Origin of the sequence: Streptomyces sp. NBC_00457, from assembly GCF_036014015.1 — a bacterium.
GTDB lineage: Bacteria > Actinomycetota > Actinomycetes > Streptomycetales > Streptomycetaceae > Streptomyces.
On sequence record NZ_CP107905.1, the window covers coordinates 1,986,522 to 2,009,972 of the forward strand.

The 23,451-nt window shown below is 70.7% G+C and carries 19 protein-coding genes; 13 read left to right on the forward strand and 6 right to left on the reverse strand.

Annotation, left to right across the window (positions count from 1 at the left end; translation table 11 throughout):
• The first annotated feature begins 18 nt into the window (after positions 1–18).
• Positions 19–849 (forward strand): PaaX family transcriptional regulator, encoded by an 831-nt coding sequence (locus OG828_RS09220; RefSeq protein ID WP_328500763.1) that lies wholly within the window; start codon positions 19–21, stop codon positions 847–849.
• Here the strand turns inward: OG828_RS09220 and OG828_RS09225 are convergent.
• The 4 genes from OG828_RS09225 to OG828_RS09240 are packed head-to-tail and all read right to left on the reverse strand — an operon-like array spanning position 840 to position 4,622.
• Positions 840–1,295: a MaoC family dehydratase gene (locus OG828_RS09225; protein WP_328352365.1), complete on the reverse strand. Its 456-nt coding sequence runs from the start codon at positions 1,293–1,295 to the stop codon at positions 840–842. The two genes, OG828_RS09220 and OG828_RS09225, sit on opposite strands and share 10 nt — an antisense overlap.
• Before the next feature lie 9 nt (positions 1,296–1,304).
• Positions 1,305–2,807, reverse strand: a complete 1,503-nt coding sequence (gene menE / locus OG828_RS09230) for an o-succinylbenzoate--CoA ligase (protein ID WP_328500764.1) — start codon at positions 2,805–2,807, stop codon at positions 1,305–1,307.
• A 10-nt stretch (positions 2,808–2,817) separates the two neighbouring features.
• Entirely contained in the window at positions 2,818–3,693 is an 876-nt protein-coding gene (locus tag OG828_RS09235; RefSeq protein WP_328504830.1) for an amidohydrolase family protein, read from the reverse strand.
• An 11-nt stretch (positions 3,694–3,704) separates the two neighbouring features.
• On the reverse strand, positions 3,705–4,622 hold the full coding sequence (locus OG828_RS09240; protein ID WP_328500765.1) for an SDR family NAD(P)-dependent oxidoreductase: 918 nt from the start codon (positions 4,620–4,622) through the stop codon (positions 3,705–3,707).
• A 202-nt stretch (positions 4,623–4,824) separates the two neighbouring features.
• Between OG828_RS09240 and OG828_RS09245 the strand changes: the two genes are divergently transcribed.
• The 4 genes from OG828_RS09245 to OG828_RS09260 all read left to right on the forward strand — a co-directional run bounded on the left by OG828_RS09245 (position 4,825) and on the right by OG828_RS09260 (position 8,814).
• A complete protein-coding gene (locus OG828_RS09245) occupies positions 4,825–5,250 on the forward strand; it encodes a MarR family winged helix-turn-helix transcriptional regulator (protein WP_328352374.1) in 426 nt (141 codons plus the stop codon).
• An 80-nt stretch (positions 5,251–5,330) separates the two neighbouring features.
• The gene (locus tag OG828_RS09250) at positions 5,331–6,686 is read left to right on the forward strand and encodes an MFS transporter (protein ID WP_328500766.1); all 1,356 of its coding nucleotides are present in this window, start codon (positions 5,331–5,333) and stop codon (positions 6,684–6,686) included.
• Positions 6,683–8,050, forward strand: coding sequence for an alpha/beta hydrolase family protein (locus OG828_RS09255; protein ID WP_328500767.1), 1,368 nt, complete (start codon positions 6,683–6,685; stop codon positions 8,048–8,050). The genes OG828_RS09250 and OG828_RS09255 overlap by 4 nt, the downstream gene beginning before the upstream one ends.
• Positions 8,047–8,814: an IclR family transcriptional regulator gene (locus OG828_RS09260; RefSeq protein ID WP_328500768.1), complete on the forward strand. Its 768-nt coding sequence runs from the start codon at positions 8,047–8,049 to the stop codon at positions 8,812–8,814. The genes OG828_RS09255 and OG828_RS09260 overlap by 4 nt, the downstream gene beginning before the upstream one ends.
• A gap of 79 nt (positions 8,815–8,893) precedes the next feature.
• Here the strand turns inward: OG828_RS09260 and OG828_RS09265 are convergent, their stop codons facing one another.
• Positions 8,894–10,669, reverse strand: coding sequence for a sulfatase-like hydrolase/transferase (locus OG828_RS09265; protein WP_328500769.1), 1,776 nt, complete (start codon positions 10,667–10,669; stop codon positions 8,894–8,896).
• A 249-nt stretch (positions 10,670–10,918) separates the two neighbouring features.
• Between OG828_RS09265 and OG828_RS09270 the strand changes: the two genes are divergently transcribed.
• From OG828_RS09270 to OG828_RS09285, 4 genes are all read left to right on the forward strand, one after another.
• A complete protein-coding gene (locus OG828_RS09270) occupies positions 10,919–12,109 on the forward strand; it encodes a sensor histidine kinase (protein ID WP_328352386.1) in 1,191 nt (396 codons plus the stop codon).
• Positions 12,106–12,774, forward strand: coding sequence for a response regulator transcription factor (locus OG828_RS09275; protein WP_328500770.1), 669 nt, complete (start codon positions 12,106–12,108; stop codon positions 12,772–12,774). The genes OG828_RS09270 and OG828_RS09275 overlap by 4 nt, the downstream gene beginning before the upstream one ends.
• Positions 12,775–12,903: 129 nt before the next feature.
• Complete coding sequence (locus OG828_RS09280; protein WP_328500771.1) at positions 12,904–15,012, forward strand: MMPL family transporter; 2,109 nt, start codon at positions 12,904–12,906, stop codon at positions 15,010–15,012.
• A gap of 210 nt (positions 15,013–15,222) precedes the next feature.
• Positions 15,223–16,617 (forward strand): glycoside hydrolase family 16 protein, encoded by a 1,395-nt coding sequence (locus OG828_RS09285; RefSeq protein WP_328500772.1) that lies wholly within the window; start codon positions 15,223–15,225, stop codon positions 16,615–16,617.
• A gap of 49 nt (positions 16,618–16,666) precedes the next feature.
• Here the strand turns inward: OG828_RS09285 and OG828_RS09290 are convergent, their stop codons facing one another.
• Positions 16,667–17,575, reverse strand: coding sequence for a helix-turn-helix transcriptional regulator (locus OG828_RS09290; RefSeq protein ID WP_328500773.1), 909 nt, complete (start codon positions 17,573–17,575; stop codon positions 16,667–16,669).
• 145 nt (positions 17,576–17,720) lie between these two features.
• Between OG828_RS09290 and tkt the strand changes: the two genes are divergently transcribed.
• The 4 genes from tkt to opcA are packed head-to-tail and all read left to right on the forward strand — an operon-like array spanning position 17,721 to position 23,443.
• Positions 17,721–19,796 carry a transketolase gene (tkt, locus tag OG828_RS09295; protein ID WP_328500774.1) on the forward strand — a complete coding sequence of 692 codons (2,076 nt, stop codon included), beginning with the start codon at positions 17,721–17,723 and terminating at the stop codon, positions 19,794–19,796.
• A gap of 34 nt (positions 19,797–19,830) precedes the next feature.
• The gene (tal, locus tag OG828_RS09300) at positions 19,831–20,970 is read left to right on the forward strand and encodes a transaldolase (RefSeq protein WP_328500775.1); all 1,140 of its coding nucleotides are present in this window, start codon (positions 19,831–19,833) and stop codon (positions 20,968–20,970) included.
• Entirely contained in the window at positions 20,967–22,511 is a 1,545-nt protein-coding gene (gene zwf, locus OG828_RS09305) for a glucose-6-phosphate dehydrogenase (RefSeq protein WP_328500776.1), read from the forward strand. Before tal ends, zwf begins: the two co-directional genes overlap by 4 nt.
• The gene (gene opcA / locus OG828_RS09310) at positions 22,508–23,443 is read left to right on the forward strand and encodes a glucose-6-phosphate dehydrogenase assembly protein OpcA (protein ID WP_328352409.1); all 936 of its coding nucleotides are present in this window, start codon (positions 22,508–22,510) and stop codon (positions 23,441–23,443) included. Before zwf ends, opcA begins: the two co-directional genes overlap by 4 nt.
• Positions 23,444–23,451: the final 8 nt, after the last annotated feature.

The window sequence follows — 23,451 nt, forward strand, 5'->3', positions numbered from 1 at the left end:
ACGCGTTACCGTGGCCGCGTGACCACCGAAGAGTCGCTGCGGCCCCAGTCCCTGATGCTGACGTTCCTGGGCGATCAGGTGCTCGGGCGTGATGTCTGCGTGTACTCGGGCAGTGTCATCGACGTCTTCGGCCGGGTCGGCGTCGGTGAGCAGGCGACGCGCTCGACGCTGACCCGGATGGTGCACCGTGGCCTGCTGCGCCGCCAGCGCGAGGGCCGCCGGATGTACTTCGGGCTGACGGAGCATTCGGCGGCCGTCCTGCGCGACGGCGAGCGGCGCATCTGGGAGACCGGCGCGGTCAACCGGCAGTGGGACGGCACCTGGACCCTGCTCGGCTTCTCCCTGCCCGAGTCCTGGCAGCGGCAGCGGCACGACCTGCGCTCGAAGCTCACCTGGAGCGGGTTCGGGCCGCTGTTCAACGGGCTGTGGATCGCGCCCGGCCACGTCGACGTGGGCGAGCTGGTCGCCGAGCTGGGGCTGTCCGCGCATGTGAAGATCTTCCGCGCCCACGCCGACGCCGGCATGGACATCGGCGCGATGATCGAGGAGACCTGGGAGCTGTCCGAACTGGCGGTGCGCTACGAGGAGTTCGTCCGCCGCTGGCAGCCGTGGGAGACGGACCTGCCGGACGCCGACGACGCTCTCGGGCTGCGGCTGGTGCTGCAGGCCGAGTGGCTGCGGATCATCCGCCGTGATCCCCGGCTGCCGGTCGGGCATCTGCCGGACGACTGGCCGGCGGAACGGGCCGAGAAGACGTTCCGGCGGGTGCACGAGCGGTTCACCCCGCCGGCGCTGGAGGCTTCGGAACGCCTTCTCGACCTCGTGCCGGTACGCCCCGATCAGGCGTAGAAGCGGGACAGGCTCTGCAGCACGGCGGCAGGCTTCGCGCCGCCCTCGATCTCTATCGTGCCGTCCACGGTGATCTGCACCCCGCCGGGCACCTCCTCGACGTCCGCCAGCTTCCCGACCAGCCGGATCTTCGAACCGACCTTCACCGGCGAGGGGAAACGCACCTTGTTCAGGCCGTAGTTGACCTTGGTGGTGACGCCCTGGACGTCGAGCAGCTCGGTGAAGAGCGGGATGAAGAGGGAGAGCGTGAGGTAGCCGTGCGCGATCGGAGCGCCGAAGGGGCCCTCGGCGGCCTTCTCCGGGTCGACGTGGATCCACTGGTGGTCGCCCGTGGCGTCGGCGAACGTGTTGATGCGCTCCTGGGTGATCTCGATCCACTCGCTGGTGCCGAGGTCGCTGCCCGCGAGCTTCTTCAGTTCGTCGAGGCCGTTGACCGTGATGCTCATGAAGGTTCCTTACTGGTTGCCGTACCGACTGCGGACACGGGACTTGAGGAGCTTTCCGGAGGCGGTGCGCGGGAGTTCGTCCGCGAGGACCACCGATTTCGGGATCTTGTACTTGGCGAGGCGGCCGGACAGGGACGCGAGGATCTCGTCGGGATCCACCGAGACGTCCTCGCGCGGCACGACGACGGCGCGCGGCACCTCGCCCCACTTGTCGTCGGGTACGCCGATGACCGCGCACTCGACGATGTCGGGGTGGGCGAGGAGCAGGTCCTCGATCTCGGCCGGGTAGATGTTCTCCCCGCCCGAGATGATCATGTCCTTGATGCGGTCGACGATGAAGACATAGCCGTCCTCGTCGACCCGGGCCGCGTCCCCGCTGCGGAACCACCCGTCCGCGAAGGAGCCGGCCGTCTCCTCGGCCAGCCCCCAGTAACCGGCCATGACATTCGGTCCCCGGACCACGATCTCGCCGGTCTCACCGACGTCGACCGGCGCGAGGTCCGGCCGTACCACCCGTACGTCGCTGAAGAAGTGCGGCACGCCCGCCGAGCCCGCCTTGCTCAGCGCGTGCTCGGCGTCCAGGAACAGCGTCCCGGGCGAGGCCTCCGTCATGCCGTAGCCCTGGAGGAAGGTCAGCCCGCGCTCCTGGTAGGCGGCGATCAGCGGTGTCGGCACCGGCGAGCCGCCGCAGGTGAGGATGCGCAGGCTGGACAGGTCGGCGTCCGTCCAGCGCGGATGCCGGGCGATCTGCTCGAACATCGTCGGCACCCCGAACATGAAGGTGATCCGGTGCCGTTCGATCAGGTCGAAGGTCGCCTCCGGGACGAAGGCCTCGACCAGCACGCACGTACCGCCCTTGAGCAGCACCGGCAGGGTGAGCATGTTCAGGCCCGCCGTGTGGAACAACGGGGCCGACACCAGCGCGCGTTCGTCGGCGATCAGGTCGGTGTCGACGAGGACGTTGATCGCGTTCCAGGTCAGATTGCCGTGGGTGAGCATCGCGCCCTTGGGGCGGCCGGTCGTGCCCGAGGTGTACATGATGATGCAGGTGTCGTCGGCGCCGACCGGTTCGTCGATGGGCTCCTGCGACGCGGAGGCCAGCGCCTCCTCGTACTCGGCGCCGGCTTCGACGTACGTACGGACGTCGGTACTGCCCGGCAGTCCCGCGACCAGGCCCTGGAACGCGGGGCCGTAGACGAGGGCCTTGGCGCCGGAGTCGGCGAGCTGGTAGGCGATCTCGGGTCCGGCGAGGCGGGTGTTGAGCGGCACGAAGACCGCGCCGAGGGTGCCAGCCGCGAACAGGGTCTCCAGGTAGGAGGGGTGGTTGGGGCCGAGGTAGGCGATCCGGTCGCCGCGCCGCACGCCGCGGGCGCGCAGGGCATGGGCGAGCCGGGTGGTGCGGTCGTACAGCTCGGCATAGGTGAACGCCGTCTCGCCGTGGATCAGGGCGGTGCGGTGCGGGGTCTTCCGGGCCCGGCGTGCGGGCCATGACCCCAGTCCCTCGTTGCGCATCTACGACCCCTTATGGCTTCGTCAGCCCGAGCAGACGGGCGGCGTTCTCCTTGAGGATCTTCGGCTTGACCTCGTCCTTGATCGTCAGCTTCTCGAAGTCGGCGAGCCAGCGGTCGGGGGTGAGGACGGGGAAGTCGGAGCCGAAGAGGACCTTGTCCTTCAGCAGTGTGTTCGCGTACTGCACGAGCTGCGGCGGGAAGTACTTCGGCGACCAGCCCGACAGGTCGATGTGCACGCCGGGCTTGTGGGTGGCGACGGCGAGGGCCTCGTCCTGCCAGGGGAAGGACGGGTGCGCCAGGATGATCTTGAGGTGCGGGAAGTCGGCCGCCACGTCGTCCACGTGGAGCGGGTTCGAGTACTTGAGGCGGATGCCGCCTCCGCCGGGCACGCCGGCGCCGATGCCCGTCTGGCCCGTGTGGAAGAGCGCGATGGTGCCGGTCTCCTCGATCACCTCGTACAGGTCGTACGCCACCGAGCGGTCGTTGGGGAAGAAGCCCTGGATGCTGGGGTGGAACTTGAAGCCCTTCACCCCGTACTCCTCGACCAGGCGCCTGGCCTGCTTCACGCCCGCCTTACCCCGGAACGGGTCGATGGACGCGAAGGGGATGAGGACGTCCGCGTTGGCGGCTGCGGCCTCGGCGACCTCCTCGTTCGGGACGGGCGCGGTGCCGGTCGCGGACTCGGCGTCGACCGTGAAGATCACGGCAGCCATCTTCCGCTCGCGGTAGTAGGCGGCCGTCTCCTCCAGGGTCGGCTTCCGCTTGCCCTCCACCTTGAAGTAGGCGGAGGAGGCGTCGTGCAGGTCGTCGTCCAGGGAGGAGTGGCCCTTGGAGGACACCTCCGCGTGGGTGTGGACGTCGATCGCGACGAGTTCGTCGAGGTTCATGGGGGGTGCCATCACGCCTCCGGCAGCTTGGGCGCGGGGATGCCCACCGACTGCGGTTCGGCACCCACCGAGGTCGGGAAGGCGGCGGCCAGCGTGTCCGGGGTCCAGCCGCCGTCGGCGTACGCCGCCTTGATCTCCTGCGGATGCGACCAGAGTGCCACCTTGTCGCCGCCGATGCCGATGGCCTGCCCGGTGATGCCGCGCGCCGCCTCGGAGGCGAGGAAGGGGACGAGGGCCGCGCAGTCCTCGGGGGTGCCGAAGCCCTCGCCCTTGCGGAGGAAGTCCGGGAGCGGCTCGCCGTTCTTCATGGCCTCGACGTACGGGGCGAAGGCGGGGATGGTCTCGGTCATCGCGGTCGCGGCGACCGGCACGATCGCGTTGACGGTGATGTTCGCGCGGCCCAGCTCCATCGACCAGGTGCGGGCCATGGCGGCGATGCCGGCCTTCGCGGCGGCGTAGTTCGTCTGCCCGAAGTTGCCGCGCTGCCCGGCCGGAGAGCCGACCAGGATCAGGGAGCCGCCCTCGCCCTGCTCGCGCATCCGGACGGCGGCGGCGCGGGCGCAGGTGAAGGTGCCCTTGAGGTGGGTGGTGATCACCGCGTCGAAGTCGTCGTCGGTCATCTTCCACAGGACCTTGTCCCGCAGGATGCCCGCGTTGGTGACCAGGATGTCGAGCCGGCCGAACTCCTCGACGGCGCGGTTCACCAGCCGCTCGGCGGCCTCGGTCGTGCCGACCGGGACGACCTCGGCGACGGCGGTGCCGCCGGCCGCGGTGACGGACTTCACGGCCTGCTCGGCCACGGCCTCGTCGATGTCGTTGACGACCACGGAGGCGCCGTGGGCGGCGAGGGCGTGCGCATAGGCGAGGCCGAGGCCCCGGCCGCTGCCGGTGACGACGGCGACCTTGCCGGTGAGATCGATGCTGGGCACGAGCGAGTCCCTTCAAGCGGTGGCACATGAGGTGCGGCTTCCGAGATCGAAGCTAAGAGCAATAATTGTTAACGTCAATAGTTGTTGATGACCTCAGTGTGGGACATGCTGAAATCTCCAGGACACATCGATCGAGCACAGGGAGCCCGCCATCACACGCCAGCACGCCACCCCGAAGCCCATCGACGCGAACGAGCCATGGATGCGCGGGCTGCATGCGGACACGGGCTACCTGCTGTACCGGCTGGGCCTGCGCTCGGGTCAGCTCTTCAACTCCTTCCTCCAGGAGTCGGGGCTGCGCCTGCGCCACTATGCGGTCCTGCGCTTCCTCGCCACCGGTGAGGGCGCCCTGCAGCGCGAGCTGAGCGCCCGGCTCGGCTACGACCCGAGCGCGATCGTCGGCCTGATCGACGACCTGGAGAAGCTGGGCTTCGCCGAACGCCGCCCCGCCCCGGACGACCGCCGCAGCCGGATCGTGGTCCTCACCGAGGAAGGCCGCTCCTTCCTGCGCGGCACCGACGAGGCCGGGCTGCGGGTGACCAACGATCTGCTGGGCCCACTGGACGCGGACGAGCGGGAGACGCTGCAGGCGCTGCTGCTGCGGATCGTGGAGGACGGGCCGAATTGATGTTGTGCAAATGATTGACGGCCGCACGACAGGTGCCTAGCTTCACGGGGAGCCCGAGACCCGTCCCCAGGGAGCTCACCGTGCAGCCATCCCCCTCCACCGCTCAACCACCCCCCGACACCCGGCAGTTGCGCCGCGTCGCACTGTCCGGCCTGCTCGGCACCGCAGTCGAGTTCTACGACTTCCTCGTCTACGGCACCGTCGCCGCGCTGGTCTTCGGCGACCTGTTCTTCCCCAAGGCCGACCCGGCCGTCGGCACCATCGCGGCCTTCGGCACCTTCGCCGCCGGCTATGTCGCCCGGCCGCTGGGCGGCATCGTCTTCGGCCACTTCGGCGACCGGATCGGCCGTAAGTCGATGATGCTGCTGACCATGGCCCTGATGGGCTGCGGCAGCTTCCTGATCGGCGTCCTGCCGACCTACGACGCCATCGGCGTGTGGGCCCCCGTCCTGCTGGTCACGCTGCGCGTGGTGCAGGGCATCGCCATCGGCGGTGAGTGGGGCGGCGCGACTCTCATGGTCGTCGAGCACGCCGAGCGCACCCAGAGCGGCCGGCGCGGCATGTGGTCCAGCTTCACCATGCTCGGCGCCCCGCTCGGCTCCGTGCTGTCGGCCGGAATGGTCACCCTCGTCTCCGGCCTCCCCGACGACCAGTTCCGCGCCTGGGGCTGGCGCGTGCCGTTCCTGCTGAGCATCGTGCTGCTGGCCGTCGGCCTGTTCGTACGCCTCAAGGTCGCGGAGAGCCCGCTGTTCGCGCAGGTGAAGCAGGAGCCGCGGGCGAAGCCGCCCGTGGTGGAGGTGCTGCGCCGGCCGAAGCCCGTGCTGATGGCCTGCGGAGTCGGCATCGGCGCGTTCACCGCGCAGTCACTGCTGACCGGCTTCATGATCTCGTACGCCGTCGACATCGGTTACAGCCGCTCGCAGGTGCTCACCGCCGTGACCATCGCCTCCTGCGTCGCCCTGCTGGTGCTGCCCGCCGCGTCCGCCCTGTCGGACCGGGTCGGCCGCCGCCCGGTCGTCCTCGCCGGCGCCGTCGCCTCGGCCGCGCTCGCCTTCCCGGTGCTCGCGCTCGTGAACTCCGGCTCCCCCGGCCTGCTGATCCTCGCCCTCGCGCTCGGCCACGGCGTCGCCCAGTCCACGATGTACGGCCCGCTCGGCGCCCTGCTCACCGAGATGTTCGGCACCCGGGTCCGCTACACGGGCGCCTCCCTCGGCTACCAGGCGGCGACGCTGGTCGGCGCCGGTTTCTCCCCGCTGATCGCGAGCAGCCTGCTCGCCTCGTACGGCGGCGGCAGCACGCCCGTATCGCTGCTGCTGTGCGGCGGCGCCGCCGTCACCGCGCTCACCGTCTGGCGCCTGCGCGAGACACGCGCGAACGCCCTGGAGAACCACGAGACCCGGTCCGTGACACCCACCCCGGAAGGGACCCCCCGTTGAGAACCCGTATCGCGCTACTGGCCGTTGCCCTGTGCATCGTGGCCGCGCCCCCAGCTCAGGCGGCAGCCACGGACACGCACCTGGAGGGCCAACTCCCCTCGGGTGCCGCCTACATGATGGACGTACCCGCCGACTGGAACGGCGCGGTGCTGCTCTACAGCCACGGCTACCGCGCTGCCGGTTGGCCCAACCCCGCCCAGAACGCGCCCGATTCGGCCACCCTGGACAAGCTCCTCGACCAGGGCTACGCCCTCATCGGCTCCTCGTACGCCACGAACGGCTGGGCGGTCACGGACGCCGTGCCGGACCAGCTCGCCACTCTCGACCTGTTCACCGAGAAGTTCGGCACGGCACGGCGGACCGTCGCCTGGGGCACCTCGTACGGCGGCCTCGTCACGACGACGCTGGCCGAGCGGCACGCGGACCGCTTCGACGGATCGCTCTCCATGTGCGGTCTGGTGCAGGGCGGCATCGCCAACTGGAACAGCACGCTGGACCCGGTCTTCGCGCTGAAGGCACTGCTGGCGCCCGACTCGGGCATCCCGCTCACCGGATTCGCCGACCAGGCGCAGGCGCAGAGTGCCGCGCAGACGCTCACGACGAAGGTCACCGCGGCCCAGCAGACCGCCGAGGGCCGCGCCCGGATCGCCCTCGCCGCCGCCCTGCACAACATCCCCGGGTACAACGACCCCACACAGACCGAACCGGCGCCCACCGACTGGGACGCCCAGCAGGCCAACCAGTACGCCGCCCTCCAGGGGCTCCTCCAGTTGCCCGCATTCTCCTGGCGGCAGGAGGCGGAGAGCCGCGCCGGGGGGAACATGTCCTGGAACACGGGCGTCGACTACACCGCGATGCTGCACCGCTCCCCGCTGTTCAAGGAGGTGACGGAGTTGTACCGAAAGGCAGGCCTGTCCCTGCGCACCGACCTCACGGCGCTCAACCGCGCGCCCCGGGTCTCGGCCGATCCCCCGGCGGTGCGATGGATGCGGGACACCAGCGTCTTCAAGGGCCGGCTCACCGACCCGCAGCTCAACATCCACACGACCGGCGACGCGCTGATTCCGGTACAGGCCGAGAGCGCCTACCGCCGGGCCGCCGCGGCCGGGGGTTCGGGCCGGCTGCTGCGCCAGGCCTATGTCGACGCGCCCGGCCACTGCACCTTCACCCCGGGCGAGATGATCGGCGCCCTGGACACCCTGGAGCACCGCTTGGACACCGGCCGCTGGGACACCTCACCGAGCAGCCTCAACACCCGGGCCGAGCTGACGGACCCGGCGAACGAGCCGCGGTATGTGACCTACCACCCCGCCGCCTACCCCCGCCCCTACGACCTCGCGCACCCCGCAACGACCCGCCCATGACCACCCGCTCCGCCCCCGACCGGCTGCTGTCCGTGCTCTCGGCGTTCGACCACGAGCACTCCGCGCTGTCCCTGACGGACATCAGCCGCCGGGCCGGGCTGAGCCTGACCACCGCGCACCGGCTCGTGGGCGCCCTCACCGAGTGGGGCGCCCTGGAGCGGGACGAGTCGGGGGTCTACCACGTCGGGCTGCGGCTGTGGGAGGTCGCCGCGCTCGCCCCGCGCGGGCTGGCGCTGCGGCAGGTCGCCCTGCCGTATCTGGAGGACCTGTACGAAGCCACCCACGAGAACGTGCAGTTGGCGGTGCGGGACGGCGCCGAGGTGGTCTACATCGAGTGGCTCTCCGGGCGCTCCGCGGTCGGCGTGCACATCCGCGTCGGCGCGCGCTGGCCGCTGCATGCGACCGGCGTCGGGCTCGTGCTGCTGGCCCACAGTGATCCCGAGTACCAGGAGGAGTACTGCTCCGGGCCGCTCGCCTCCTTCACGCCGTACACGGTCACCGATCCGGTGCGGCTGCGGCGGGTGCTGGCGGAGGTGCGGCGCACGGGGGTGGCGGTGAGCAGCCGTCAGGTCACCGACGACGCGCTGTCGGTGGCGGCGCCGGTACGCGGCGCGGGCGGGGCGGTGGTGGCCGCGGTGTCTGTCGTCGTGCCGCAAGTCGATGCGCAGGTGCCGGTGTTGATTCCGGCGGTGCGGCTTGCTGCGCGGGGGATCTCTCGGGCGCTTGGATGGCAGCCGGTCGCTCCGCGGGATACGCCGCGTTAGGCCGTCGGGTGTCTGCGGGCTCGTTGTGGCTGGTCGCGCAGTTCCCCGCGCCCCTAAAGGGGCGCTGTCGAGCCCGGCGTCAGTTCAGTTTCGTGCTTGCCGTGTACGTGATCTCTTCGTCCGCGTGCTCTGCCGTCGCCCGGCAGATGAGCGTTGTGGCTGTCGCGACCTGTGTGGGCGTGACCTTCCAGCGGGCCGTGAGGTGGTCGCCCGTGTCCAGGCGGGGCTTGGAGAGGGCGTCCAGGGCGTGTATGCGCCAGCCGCTCGGGGTGTGCAGGGTGAGGCGGGCGGAGGTCCAGGGGCGGGCGGAGCCGTTGGTGAAGGTGGCGGTGACCGTGAAGTCCGGGCCTTGGCCGGTGATTTGGAGGGTGACGCCGAAGGGCTTGCGGCGGTACTCCGGGGCCCATGACTCGCGCATCAGCTTCACCAGCTCGTCGGCCTGGGCGGGGCGCGCGGCGGCGAGGTCGTGGAGTTCGCCGGGGTCCTTGGCCAGGTCGTACAGCTCTACGTCCCACTGGTCGTCGGGGGCCCGCCGGTTCTGTCCCGGCGCGAACCGCACGGCCTTGAGGTCGCCGCGTCGCAGCGCCTCCGCGAGACGGCGGCCCCGGCCGAGGTCGTAGGCGTCGGAACGCGGGGTGATGTTGGCGTGGTTGCGGTAGAAGTACAGGCTGTCGTGGCGGGCGGTGTCGTTGGAGCCGCGCAGCAGCGGGGCGAGGGAGAGGCCGTCGACGTCGGTCGGGGCGGGGGCGCCCGCGAGGTCGGCGAGGGTGGGCAGCAGGTCGGTGAGCGGGGTGGGGCGATCGGTGGTGCCGGACCGTACGTGCTGCGGGGACCAGGCGATGAGGGGGACGCGGATGCCGCCCTCGTAGAGGTTCCGCTTGATGCCGCGCAACGGGCCGTTGCCGTTGAAGAGTTCGGGGTCGGTGCCGCCCTCTTCGTGCGGGCCGTTGTCGCTGGTGACGAGGACGATGGTGCGGTCCGCGATGCCGAGTTCGGTGAGCCGGTCGGTGACGTTGCCGACCAGGGTGTCGAAGGAGGTGACCTGGGCGGCGTGCCGCTTGTTGGGGCCGGTCCAGGGCCGGTCGGCGTACTCGCCGGCGTCCGGGTCCTGGCTGGGGGCGTGCGGCACGGTGGGGGCCAGGTAGAGCAGGAATGGCTCGCTCTGGTGATCGTTGATGAAGCTGAGCGCGCGGTCCTGGATCAGGTGGGGGGCGTACACCTTGCGGGCGCCGTCCTTGTTTTCGGGGATCTCCTCGCGGGTGCCGTTGTGCCACAGGTACTCGGGGAAGTACTCGTGGGCGTGGCCGTGGCCGATGTAGCCGTAGAACTCCTCGAAGCCACGGGAGTTGGGGTGGCTCGGCTGGTCCGGGAGCTCGGGTCCGAAGCCCCACTTGCCGATGATGCCGGTGCGGTAGCCGTGCGCCCGCAGCGCCTCGGCGAAGGTGAAGTCCCGGTCGGTCAGGGCGCCTTGGCCGCCCGGCCCCCAAGGGTTCTCGCGGACGGTGGAGTGTCCGCTGTGCAGGCCGGTGAGCAGCGAGCAGCGTGAGGGCGCGCACACCGGGGCGGCGGCGTAGGCCTCGGTGAAGCGCAGGCCCTCGGCGGCGAGGGCGTCCAGGCGCGGAGTGTGGATCAGTTTCTGGCCATAGGAGCCGAGTTCGCCGTAGCCGAGGTCGTCGGCGAGGATCACCACGAAGTTGAGCCGGTCCGACGCCGGGCCCTGCACCGCGGGCATGGCCGCGGCGGGCTTGTTGAGCTGCGCGGGCCGCGCCTCGTCACCGGCCTCGCACGCCGTGGCCGCCGCGAGCGCGACGGGCGCGGCGGCGGCCCCGGTGAGGAATCGGCGGCGGCTCGGCATACGGGTCTCCTGTGTGACGGCGGGTGCGGACACAGCAGAACCGATGGTGATCGCAACCATCGGTCCAAAACCATGCACACGCTGTGAACGCTCTGTTTCGACCATTGAGAGGCAAAGTTGGCGGCGGAGGTTCCCCCTCCACGGCATCAGAATGATCACAAACGGAAGGGACGATATCCCTCTCACCGGTGAGGTCCGTCCGCGTCGCCGTCGCGATACTGGAAGGGCCCTTGCCCCGAGGAGCCGCCCATGTCCCCACCGCTTTGGATCACGCCTGCCGTCACCCGGCTGCGCACGGCGAATCCGTACGTTGTCGACGGCGCGCTGGCCGCGCTGGTGCTGTTCGCCGCCTCACTGCAGTGGATCTTCAGCGGTGACAGCGACGACAAGCTGACGTGGCAGGGCTGGCTGCTCGCGGCGGCCACCGCCGTGCCGCTGGTGTGGCGGCGCCGGGCCCCGTTCGCGACCGCGTGGGCCGTGTCCGCGGCCACGTCCGCGATGGCCGTCTATCACGCGCCGCCGCCGGATGTGGTCTACGGCGGGCTGGTCGTCCTCTACACGATGGCCGCGCAGGGCCGCCCCTGGCAGCGACGCGTGATGCTGGGGGGCTGGATCCTCGGAGTCATCCTCACCATGCAGCACAAGGCCAGTCAGCTCCCCTTCGAGTACGCCTTCCAGCTGCTGAGCGTCTTCTGCGCGTACGGGTTCGGCATCCTCGCCCGCGTCCAGCGCGCCTACACCGCGGCGCTCGTGGACCGGGCCCGCCGCCTGGAGCGGGAGCGTGCCGCGGACACCGCGCGGGCGACGGCGCAGGAGCGTGCCCGGATCGCCCGGGACATGCACGACATCCTGGCCCACGCGGTGAGCCTGATGGTGGTGCAGGCCGAGGCGGGACCTGTGGTGGTGCGCAGCGATCCGGCGCGCGCGGAGGCCGCGTTCGACGCGATCGCGACGACCGGCCGGGACGCGATGTCCCAGCTGCGCCGGATTCTCGGAGTCCTCAAGGAAGAGCGGCGCGACGGCGCCACGGACCGGCTGCCGCAGCCGGGTGTGGCAGCCCTGCCCGGCCTGGTCCGGCAGGTCACCGACTCCACCGGTCTGCACGTCGCGCTGCGCACCACGGGCGAGCCCCGCCCGCTGCCGCCGGACACCGAAGTCGCCGCCTACCGTGTCGTGCAGGAAGCCCTCACCAACACCGTGAAGCATGCGTACGCTTCCTCCGCGACGGTCGCGCTCGACTGGCTGGAGGACGAATTGAGAGTCGTGGTGACGGACGACGGACGGGGCCCGTCCGGTCCGGGCGGCGGGCACGGTCTGATCGGCATCCGCGAACGCGCCGCCGCCTGCGGGGGCAGCGCACGCGCCGGGCGCGGCCCGGACGGCGGCTTCCAGGTCGTCGTACGCCTCCCGGCCGCGGACCGGCAGGCGGCGCTGGGGTGAGCATCCGCGTGGTCGTCGCCGACGACCAGGAGCTGGTCCGCAGCGGCTTCACCATGATCCTGGAGGCGCAGCCGGACATCGAGGTGGTCGCCGAGGCGGGCGACGGCGCCGAGGCGGTCGCCGCGGTGCGGCAGCACAGCCCCGACGTCCTGCTGCTCGACATCCGCATGCCCGGCACGGACGGCCTGGAGGCGGCCCGGCAGGTGTGCGCGCAGTCCAGCTGCAAGGTCGTCATGCTGACCACGTTCGACCTCGACGAGTACGTCTACGAGGCGCTGTACGCGGGCGCCAGCGGCTTCCTGCTCAAGGACGTCCGCCGGGACGACCTGGTGCACGCTGTCCGGGTCGTCGCGGGCGGCGACTCGCTGCTCGCCCCGACCGTGACCCGCCGGCTGGTCGCGGACATCGTGCGGCGCCGCCGCGAGGAGGCCACCGCCGAGGTCACGCCCGACCAGCTGGAGGTCCTGACCGCGCGCGAGGTGGAGACCCTGCGGATGCTCGCCCGCGGACTGTCCAACGCCGAGATCGCCACGACCCTCTTCGTCAGCGAGCACACCGTCAAGACCCATGTCAGCAACGTGCTCGGCAAGCTCGGTCTGAGGGACCGGGTGCAGGCCGTGATCTGCGCGTACGAGACCGGCCTGGTGACCCCCGGCTCCCCCTAGCGGGGGAGACACGGGCCCGCCTCCCCCGTACGGCCCAGTCCCCGAAACCGCTCCCTCCGGCGATCCGGTGACACCCCCGCGCGCACGAGCCTGAAGGCGAAGTCAACCGACGATTCGCCGGGAGGGACCGTGCTCGCCACGCTCGCCCGGACGGCAACCCGCCGTCCGCTCACCGTCATCCTCATGTGGGTGCTCTTCCTGCTGCTCGGCTTCGGGCTCGGAACGGGCGTCTTCAGCCGGCTCTCCGACAACGTGCCCGAAGTGCCCGGCACGGAGTCGGAGCGGGCCGCGCAACACCTCGACGGCGTCGACCCGACCGGTGACTCGATCACCGGCGTCGTCGAAGGCGTCGCCGTCACCGACCCCGCCCTGCGCACCCAGGTCGAGCGGGCCGTCGCGGACGTCCGGGACATCGCCGGAGTCGCGGCCGTACCGGACCCGTACGCGACCCGCGGCCTGATCGCCGAGGACGGGCAGGCGCTGCTGGTGTCCGTCACCCTCCAGGGCGGTCTGGACGACGAGGACGAGGAAGCGGCGGTGGACGCGGCAGCGGCCCGCATCCATGAGATCGACGCGCCCGAAGTCCACGTCAGCGGCGGCTCGTTGCTGGGCACCCAGCTCGGCGAGCGCGCCCAGGAGGACGTACGGAACGCGGAGTTGATCTCCCTGCCGGTCGTGCTGGCGCTGCTGCTGGTCATCTTCGGCGGGCTGCGCGCGGCCGGGCTGCCGCTGATGGTGGCGGTCAGCGGGATCGCCGGCGCGTTCCTGGCGCTGTTCGGCTTCAGTCAGTTCACCGACATCTCCGTGTACGCGATCCAGGTGACCACGATGCTGGGCCTCGGACTCGCCGTGGACTACGCCCTGTTGATGGTGGTCCGCTTCCGCGAGGAACGCCGGCACACCACGGACGTCGTCGAGGCGGTGCACCGGACGGTCGAACAGGCCGGGCGGACCGTGCTGTTCTCGGGGCTCACGGTGGCGGTCAGCCTGACCGGGCTGCTGGTCTTCCCGAGCATCTTCCTGCGCAGCATGGGCCTGGCCGTGGCGGCGGTCGTGGTCATCGACATGCTGGCCGCGCTGACGCTGCTGCCCGCGCTGCTGACCAAGTTCGGCGGGAAGATCGCCCCGGCGAAGGAGCGGCCCGAGGGCGAGGAGGGCCGCCTGTTCGCCCGCCTGGCCCGCTTCGCCGCCCGCCGCCGTATCGCCGTGGTCGCGGTCGTCGTCCCGGTGCTCCTCGTCCTGGCCCTGCCCGTCACCGGCATGCGCATCAACATCGGCGGCGCCGACCAGCTGCCGTCGAGCACCGAGGCACGGCAGTTGTACGACACCGTCGACGCGCACTTCCCGCCGGGCACCGGCGTCTCGCCGATCACGGTCGTCCTCAAGCCCGGCACCGACCCCGCCACCGCGGACGAGATCCGCGCGCTGTCCCCGGCCGCCGAAACGCGCGAACTGCCGGGTGGCACCACGGTCATGGAACTCCAGCCTCCCGGCAGCGTCGACGGCGACGCGGCGACCGACCTCGTCAAGCAGGTGCGGGACCTGCGCGGTGACGAGCCGGTCGAGGTCACCGGCGTGGCGGCCCGGCTGGTCGACTTCCGCGACATGCTCTCCGACCGCGCGCCCTGGGCGGCCGTGACCGTGCTGGCCGGCATCTTCGCCCTGCTGTTCGCGTTCACCGGCTCGGTCCTGATCCCGCTGCGCACCATCCTGACCACGCTGCTCAGCCTGGGCGCCGCCCTCGGTGTGGTGGTCTGGGTGTTCCAGGACGGCCACCTGGCAGGCCTGTTGGGCTCCCAGGAACTGGGCGCGCTCAGCCTCACCGCTCCACCGCTGATCGTCGCGATCGCGTTCGGACTCGCCATGGACTACGAGCTGTTCATCCTGGCCCGGATGCGCGAGGCCCGGCAGCAGACCGGGGACGACCAGGAAGCCGTGGTGACCGGCCTGCGCCGCTCCGGCCGCGTGGTCACCTGCGCCGCGCTGCTCCTCGCCGTCGTCTTCGGCGCGTTCATGACCGGCGGCTTCTCCCCCATCCTGCAGATCGGCCTCGGCCTCACCCTCGCGGTCCTCATCGACGCCACGGTCGTACGGATGCTGCTCGTCCCGGCGACGATGGCGCTGCTGGGCCGGTACGCCTGGTGGGCGCCGAAGCCGCTGCGGCGGGCGCACGACCGGTTCGGGCTGAGCGAGGAGGCGGCACCGAAGCAGCCGACGTACGCGGGCGAGCGGGTTTGACGGCGGCCGGCGCGGGCCGACGCCCGCGCCGGTCGGCGCGCTTTGGGCCGGTACGCGTCCATTCATGGTGTGAACTCCACCGAGCCCCAGGGCCGTTCACGGTTTTACCTCTTGACGACCGGAGTGACCGGGAGCACATTGGCGGCACTCTGAGAGCGCTCTCAGAAGCATCCCGCGCATATCGACTCCGTACCCGAGAGGCACCTCCCCATGAGTGAAACCTCCGGCACACCCCACAGACGGCGCTCCCTGCGCCGCACGCTCGTCGCCGTCCTGAGCACCCTCGGCCTCGCGGCGGTCGCCGCCACGGCCGCCTCACCGTCCGCGGTCGCCGACGCTCCCCCGCCGCCGTCCGGCTGGACGCAGGTCTTCGTGGACGACTTCAACGGCGCCGCGGGCACCGGCGTCAACACCCAGAACTGGCAGTACGCGACCGGCCACGGCTACCCCGGCGGCCCCGCCAACTGGGGAACCGGCGAGATCGAGAACATGACGTCCAGCACGAACAACGTGGCCCTGGACGGCAGCGGCAACCTGCGTATCACCCCGCGCCGCGACGCCTCCGGCAACTGGACGTCCGGCCGCATCGAGACCAACCGCGGCGACTTCCAGCCCCCGGCGGGCGGCAAGCTGCGCGTGCAGTCCCGGATCCAGATGCCGAACGTCACCGGCGCCGCGGCCCGCGGCTACTGGCCCGCGTTCTGGATGCTGGGCACGCCCTACCGCGGCAACTACTGGAACTGGCCGAGCGTCGGCGAGCTGGACATCATGGAGAACGTCCAGGGCCTCAACACCGTGTGGTCGACGATGCACTGCGGTACGAGCCCCGGCGGGCCGTGCAACGAGACGACCGGCATCGGCGGTTCGCGGGCCTGTCCCGGCGCCACCTGCCAGGCGGGCTTCCACACCTTCGCGATGGAGTGGGACCGCTCGACCAGCCCGGAGCAGATGCGGTTCTACGTCGACGACATCAACTACCACACGGTGCGCGCCGATCAGGTCGACGCGACGACCTGGACCAACGCCACCAACCACGGCTACTTCATCATCCTGAACGTGGCGATGGGCGGCGGCTTCGTGGACGCGTTCGGCGGCGGCCCGGACGCCGCGACCGTGCCGGGGCACTCGATGGTCGTCGACTACGTCCAGGTGCTGTCCAGTGGGAGCGGTACCACGCCTCCGCCGACCGGCAACCGTGACGCCTACAGCGCCATCCAGGCCGAGTCGCACGACAGCCAGTCCGGCACGCTGACCGAGTCGACGTCGGACTCGGGCGGCGGGCAGAACATCGGTGCGGTGGGCAACGGCGACTGGGCGCTGTTCCGCGGCGTCAACTTCGGCTCCACGGCGGCGACTCAGTTCAACGCCAGGGTGGCGAGCGGCGCCGGTTCCGGCGTGAGCGGTCTGGTCGAGGTACGCCTGGACAGCCGTACCAACGCACCCATCGGAAGCTTCGCCATCGGCAACACCGGTGGCTGGCAGTCCTGGCGCACCGTTCCGGCGAACATCAGCTCCGTCACCGGAACACACGACGTGTATCTCACCTTCACCAGCGGTCAGCCGGCGGACTTCGTGAACGTGAACTGGTTCAACTTCGGGAGGTGACAGCTGTGTTGACGATGCCCCGCGAGGCCTGAACCGCCCTCGCGGGGCATCACCGAAGCTCCGCCCGGAACGCCGCCGGCGTCATGTCCGTGTGCTGGTGGAAGAACTTGGAGAAGTTGGCCGCGTCGGGGAAGCCGACCGCGGCGCCGACGCGGCCGATGGGCATGTCCGTGTGGCACAGGAGGCGCTTGGCCTCGAGGATGACGCGTTTGTCGATGAAGGCCTTGGGGGTCTCGCCGGTGGCGGCGCGGACGGCGCGGACGAGGGTGCGGCGGGAGTAGCCGAGGGCGTCGGCGTAGGCGCTGACGCTGTGGTTGGTGGCGAAGCCCTTCTCGACCGCGTCCCGGAAGAGGGTGAACGTGGTGTCACCCTGTCGGCGCGCCGCCTCCGCGGAGCTGGCCGCGAGGTGAGCCAGGCGCAGCAGGAACGCCGTGAGGGAGTGACGTAGAACCGCGGTGTGCAGGCTCAGGGGGAGCGTGCTCGTGTCCTCGTACTCGCGTCGCAGCTGGTTCAGGGCCGCCTGGAGACCGGCGCGTTGCGCCTCGTCGGGGTGGAGCAGGGGCGGCAGGTCGTAGCGGTAGAGGCCGGTCGCCTCCACGGTGGCGCGCGGCAGGAAACCGGGCTGCATGGTCAGGACGGTGCCGCGGTACTCGCTCGTGCGGGAGAAACGGTGCACCTGGCCGGGGCGGATCCAGAGGATGTCGCCGACTGCCGCCTCGTACTCGGCGAAGTCGATCATGTGGTGTACGGGGCCCTCGCCGAAGAGCATCACCACGTGGAAGTCGATGCGGTGCACGCGGCCCAGCGTGGCGTCGGCGGCGTGCCAGGTGCGGTCGGTACCCATCGGGCCGACCTGCATACCGACACCGCACACGCTCAGCTCGACCGGGAAAGGGAACGTTCGGATGCCGTCTCCGCTCCCGTCACCGCCTGCGGCTTGGATGGTTGTGTCCGCCATGTCCTTCTCGTGCCGCCCCTGTCGCGCCGTCCGTGTCCCAGTTTCACCACAGGCTGGCACACGATGACCTTCCCTCCGAAAAGTCAGACTTTTATTTTTGAAGGCGTTCCGCTGGTCAGACACTTCCCGTGAGGACTTCTTGAAGATGAGCGCGCAGACATCAGACCGACTCGAGTGGACCGAGCTAGACCGGCGTGCCGTCGACACCGCCCGCATCCTGGCGGCCGATGCGGTACAGCGAGTGGGGAACGGGCACCCCGGCACCGCGATGAGCCTGGCCCCGGCCGCGTACACGATCTTTCAGAAGGTGATGCGTCACGATCCCGCCGATCCCGAGTGGACCGGGCGGGATCGTTTCGTCCTCTCCCCCGGCCACACCTCGCTCACCCTCTACACCCAGCTCTTCCTCGCCGGGTACGAGCTGGAGCTGGACGATCTGAAGGCGTTCCGGACCCATGGGTCGAAGACACCGGGTCATCCCGAGTACGGGCACACGGCGGGTGTCGAGACGACGACCGGTCCGCTCGGTCAGGGCGTAGCGAACGCCGTCGGCATGGCGATGGCCGCCCGGTACGAGCGCGGTCTGTTCGACCCCGAGGCGGCCGAGGGCGAGTCCCCCTTCGACCACACCATCTGGGCGATCGTCTCCGACGGCGACCTGGAGGAGGGGATCTCCGCGGAGGCCTCCTCCCTCGCGGGGCACCAGAAGCTCGGCAACCTGGTCTTCCTGTACGACGACAACCACATCTCCATCGAGGGCGACACCGCGACGGCCTTCTCCGAGGACGTCCTGAAGCGGTACGAGGCCTACGGCTGGCACACCCAGCGCATCGAGCCCGCCGCCGACGGCGACATCGATGTCCACGCCCTCCACACGGCGCTGAAGGCCGCGCAGGCCGAGACCGGGCGCCCCTCGATCATCGCGATGCGCACGATCATCGCCTGGCCCGCCCCGAACGCCCAGAACACCGAGGCCTCGCACGGCTCGGCGCTCGGCGCGGACGAGGTGGCCGCCACCAAGCGCGTCCTCGGCTTCGACCCGGAGCGGTCCTTCGAGGTCGCGGGCGACGTCCTCGCCCACACCCGTACCGCCCTCGACCGGGGCGCCGAGGCGCACGCCGCCTGGGACAAGCGGATCGCCGAGTGGCGCGCGGCCTCCCCCGAGCGCGCCCGGCTCTTCGACCGCGTCGTGGCCGGTCAGCTGCCCGAGGGCTGGGAGTCCGCGCTTCCGGTCTTCGAGGAGGGCAAGTCCCTCGCCACCCGCGCCGCCTCCGGCAAGATCCTTCAGGCGCTCGGGCCAGTGCTGCCCGAGCTGTGGGGAGGTTCCGCCGACCTGGCCGGCTCCAACAACACCACCATCGACAAGACGTCGTCGTTCCTGCCGAAGGGCAACCCTCTGCCGGAGGCCGACCCGTATGGCCGTACGGTCCACTTCGGCATCCGCGAGCACTCGATGGCCGCGGCGATGAACGGCATCGCCCTGCACGGCAACACCCGCATCTACGGCGGCACCTTCCTGGTGTTCTCCGACTACATGCGCAACGCCGTGCGCCTGTCCGCGCTGATGCAGCTGCCGGTGACGTACGTGTGGACGCACGACTCCATCGGGCTCGGCGAGGACGGCCCGACTCACCAGCCGGTCGAGCATCTGGCCTCGTTGCGTGCCATTCCGGGCCTGAACATCGTCCGGCCCGCCGACGCCAACGAGACCGCCGTCGCCTGGGCGGAGATCCTGCAGCGGCACGCCACCAACCCGGCGCCGCACGGCCTCGCCCTCACCCGTCAGGGCGTGCCGACGTACGCGCGCAACGAGGCCGCTGCCAAGGGCGGTTACGTCCTGCGCGAGTCCTCCACCGCGACGCCGGAGGTGATCCTGATCGCCACCGGCTCGGAGGTCCAGCTCGCCGTCGCCGCGCGCGAGGAACTGGAGGCCGAGGGTGTGGGCACCCGGGTGGTGTCGATGCCGTCCGTGGAGTGGTTCGAGGAGCAGCCGCGTGAGTACCACGAGAGCGTCCTTCCGCCGTCCGTGCGGGCGCGTGTCGCCGTCGAGGCCGGGGTGGGTCTGACGTGGTACCGCTTCGTGGGGGACGTGGGACGCATCGTCTCGCTGGAGCACTTCGGCGCCTCCGCCGACGCCAAGACCCTGTTCGCCGAGTACGGATTCACCGCCGAGAACGTCGCCGCCGCGGCCCGGGCCTCCCTCGCCGCCGCGCGTGCCTGATCCGATCGCCAGAACCCAGAAAGAGGTCGACACTGTGACCATCGAAGCGACCGCCCCCGCAGAAGCCCTCCAGCGCCTGTCCGACGAGGGCGTCTCCATCTGGCTGGACGACCTGTCCCGCAAGCGGATCACCTCCGGCAACCTCGCCGAACTCATCGCCGGCAAGCACGTCGTCGGCGTCACCACCAACCCGTCGATCTTCCAGGCCGCGATCGGCTCGGGCGAGGGGTACGAGGAGCAGCTCGCCGACCTCGCCGCGCGCGAAGTGACGGTCGACGAGGCCGTACGGATGATGACCACCGCCGACGTCCGTGCCGCCGCCGACATCCTGCGGCCGGTGTACGACGCGACCGGTGGTCGGGACGGCCGGGTCTCCATCGAGGTCGACCCGCGGCTGGCGCACCGCACCAAGGCGACGATCGCCGAGGCCAAGCAGCTCGCCTGGCTGGTCGACCGGCCCAACGTGATGATCAAGATTCCGGCGACGAAGGCCGGGCTCCCGGCGATCACCGAGGTCATCGGCCTCGGTATCAGCGTCAACGTCACGCTGATCTTCTCGCTGGAGCGGTACCGCGAGGTCATGGACGCCTATCTCGCGGGTCTGGAGAAGGCCGCCGCGAGGGGCCTCGATCTCGCCGCCATCCACTCCGTGGCCTCCTTCTTCGTCTCCCGCGTCGACAGCGAGATCGACAAGCGGCTGACGGTGCTGGGCACGGACGAGGCCCTCGCCCTGAAGGGCAAGGCGGCGCTCGCCAACGCGCGGCTCGCCTACGAGGCGTACGAGGACGTCTTCGGCGGCACTCGCTGGACCGCCCTCGCCGGCGCCCGCGCCAACAAGCAGCGCCCGCTGTGGGCCTCGACGGGCGTGAAGGACCCGGCGTACAAGGACACGCTGTACGTCGACGAGCTGGTCGCGCCGGGCACCGTCAACACGATGCCGGAGGCCACGCTGAACGCCACCGCCGACCACGGCGTGATCACCGGCGACACGGTGAGCGGCGGTTACGCCCAGGCACGCGCCGACCTGGCCGCCGTAGAAACGCTCGGGATCTCTTACGACGAGGTGGTGCGGCAGCTGGAGGACGAGGGCGTCGCCAAGTTCGCGGTGGCATGGCAGGACCTGCTGGACGCCGTGGGAAAGTCGCTGAGCAGCAAGGGGGTCGACGGGGAATGAGCGAGGAACTGACCGAGGTCGAGTGGGCCAACCCGCTGCAGGACGCCCGTGACCGGCGGCTCCCCCGGATCGCGGGCCCGTCCGGGCTCGTCATCTTCGGCGTCACCGGCGACCTGTCCCGCAAGAAGCTGATGCCGGCGGTGTACGACCTCGCCAACCGCGGGATGCTCCCGCCGGGCTTCTCCCTCGTCGGCTTCGCCCGGCGCGACTGGGAGGACCAGGACTTCGCGCAGGTCGTGCACGACTCGGTGCGCGAGCATGCGCGCACGGAGTTCCGCGAGGAGGTCTGGCATCAGCTCGCCGAAGGCATGCGGTTCATCCCCGGCGACTTCGACGACGACCAGGCGTTCAAGCAACTCCGTTCCGCCGTGGACGAGTTGGACGCCTCGCGGGGCACCAGCGGCAACTACGCCTTCTATCTCTCCGTACCGCCGAAGTTCTTCCCGAAGGTCGTCCAGCAGCTGAAGAAGCACGGGCTGGCGAACGCGCCCGAGGGCTCGTGGCGGCGGGCCGTCATCGAGAAGCCGTTCGGCCACGACCTCGCCAGCGCCCGTGAGCTGAACGCGATCGTGCACGACGTGTTCGAGCCGGACCAGGTCTTCCGTATCGACCACTACCTCGGCAAGGAAACCGTCCAGAACATCCTGGCGCTCCGCTTCGCCAACCAGATGTACGAGCCGATCTGGAACCGGTCGTATGTCGACCACATCCAGATCACGATGGCCGAGGACATCGGTATCGGGGGGCGGGCCGGGTACTACGACGGCATCGGCGCCGCCCGTGATGTCATCCAGAACCACCTGCTGCAGTTGATGGCGCTCACCGCGATGGAGGAGCCCATCGCGTTCGACGCGGAGTCGCTGCTGACCGAGAAGCTGAAGGTCCTGAAGTCGGTGCGGCAGCCGGAGAACCTGGGCGAGCACACGGTCCGCGCCCAGTACGCGGAGGGCTGGCAGGGCGGCGCGAAGGTGCCCGGGTATCTCCAGGAGGACGGCATCGACTCCAGGTCGGCGACCGACACCTACGCGGCGATCAAGCTCGAGGTCGACAACCGGCGCTGGGCGGGCATCCCCTTCTATCTGCGCACCGGCAAGCGGCTGGGCCGCCGCGTCACCGAGATCGCGGTCGTCTTCAAGCGGGCACCGCACTCGCCGTTCGACTCGACGGCCACCGAGGAACTCGGCCAGAACGCGATCGTCATCCGCGTCCAGCCCGACGAGGGCATGACGGTCCGGTTCGGGTCGAAGGTGCCGGGCACCTCGATGGAGATCCGGGACGTCTCGATGGACTTCGCGTACGGCGAATCGTTCACGGAGTCGAGTCCGGAGGCGTACGAGCGGCTCATCCTCGACGTCCTTCTGGGCGACGCCAACCTGTTCCCGCGTCACCAGGAAGTGGAAGAGTCCTGGAAGATCCTCGATCCGATCGAGAAGTACTGGGCGGACCACGGCAGGCCCGCGCAGTACGCCTCGGGCAGCTGGGGACCCGAGGAAGCCGACGAGATGCTCGCACGAGACGGACGGAGCTGGCGCAGGCCATGAAGATCGACCTGACCGACACCACGGCAAGCAAGATCAACAAGGCGCTGGTACAGGGGCGCCGCGCCATCGGCACACCCGCGGTGGGCATGGTCCTGACGATGGTCATCGTCACGGACGAGGAGAACGCCTACGACGCGATCAAGGCGGCCGAGGAGGCCTCGCACGAGCACCCCGCGCGCACCCTGGTCGTCATCAAGCGGCACGCCCGCACCCCGCGCGACCGCACCGCCTCCCACCTCGACGCCGAGGTCCGGGTGGGCGCCGACGCGGGCACCGGCGAGACGGTGATCCTGCGGACGTACGGCGAGGTGTCCGACCACGCCGACTCCGTCGTCCTGCCGCTGCTGCTGCCGGACGCGCCGGTCGTGGTGTGGTGGCCGGCGGAGGCGCCCGAGAACCCGGCGAAGGACCCGCTGGGCGCGCTGTCCCAGCGCAGGATCACCGATCTGTACGCCGTGGACGACCCGCTGCGGGTCCTGGAGACCCGGGTCCGCTCCTACGCGCCCGGCGACACCGACCTCGCCTGGACCCGGCTGACACCGTGGCGCTCGATGCTGGCCGCGGCCCTGGACCAGGCCCGGATGGAGGTGACCTCGGCGGCCGTGGAGGCCGAGGAGGAGAACCCGGCGGCCGAACTGCTGGCCCGCTGGCTGGAGGCCCGCCTCGGCGTCACCGTCGACCGGGTCGTCACCGCCGGTCCGCTCGTCACGGCGGTCCGCCTCGGCACCGCGAACGGCGAGATCGTCATCGACCGCCCCGAGGGCCCGCTGGCCACGCTCTCCCTGCCCGGCCAGCCCTCACGCACCCTCGCCCTGAAGGTCCGCACCACCTCCGAACTCATCGCCGAGGAGCTGCGGCGCCTCGACGCGGACGAGATGTACGCCATCGCTCTGCGGGGCGAGGGGGGGTCTGATGGATCAGGCCGGCCCTGAACGACGGC

Coding starts and splice junctions, on each gene's coding strand:
- OG828_RS09225 (WP_328352365.1), bottom strand. CDS start 1,295: ATGAGCATCACGGTCAACGGCCTCGACGAACTGAAGAAGCTCGCGGGC.
- menE (WP_328500764.1), bottom strand. CDS start 2,807: ATGCGCAACGAGGGACTGGGGTCATGGCCCGCACGCCGGGCCCGGAAG.
- OG828_RS09235 (WP_328504830.1), bottom strand. CDS start 3,693: ATGAACCTCGACGAACTCGTCGCGATCGACGTCCACACCCACGCGGAG.
- OG828_RS09245 (WP_328352374.1), top strand. CDS start 4,825: ATGCGCGGGCTGCATGCGGACACGGGCTACCTGCTGTACCGGCTGGGC.
- OG828_RS09260 (WP_328500768.1), top strand. CDS start 8,047: ATGACCACCCGCTCCGCCCCCGACCGGCTGCTGTCCGTGCTCTCGGCG.
- OG828_RS09265 (WP_328500769.1), bottom strand. CDS start 10,669: ATGCCGAGCCGCCGCCGATTCCTCACCGGGGCCGCCGCCGCGCCCGTC.
- OG828_RS09270 (WP_328352386.1), top strand. CDS start 10,919: ATGTCCCCACCGCTTTGGATCACGCCTGCCGTCACCCGGCTGCGCACG.
- OG828_RS09285 (WP_328500772.1), top strand. CDS start 15,223: ATGAGTGAAACCTCCGGCACACCCCACAGACGGCGCTCCCTGCGCCGC.
- OG828_RS09290 (WP_328500773.1), bottom strand. CDS start 17,575: ATGGCGGACACAACCATCCAAGCCGCAGGCGGTGACGGGAGCGGAGAC.
- tkt (WP_328500774.1), top strand. CDS start 17,721: ATGAGCGCGCAGACATCAGACCGACTCGAGTGGACCGAGCTAGACCGG.
- zwf (WP_328500776.1), top strand. CDS start 20,967: ATGAGCGAGGAACTGACCGAGGTCGAGTGGGCCAACCCGCTGCAGGAC.
- opcA (WP_328352409.1), top strand. CDS start 22,508: ATGAAGATCGACCTGACCGACACCACGGCAAGCAAGATCAACAAGGCG.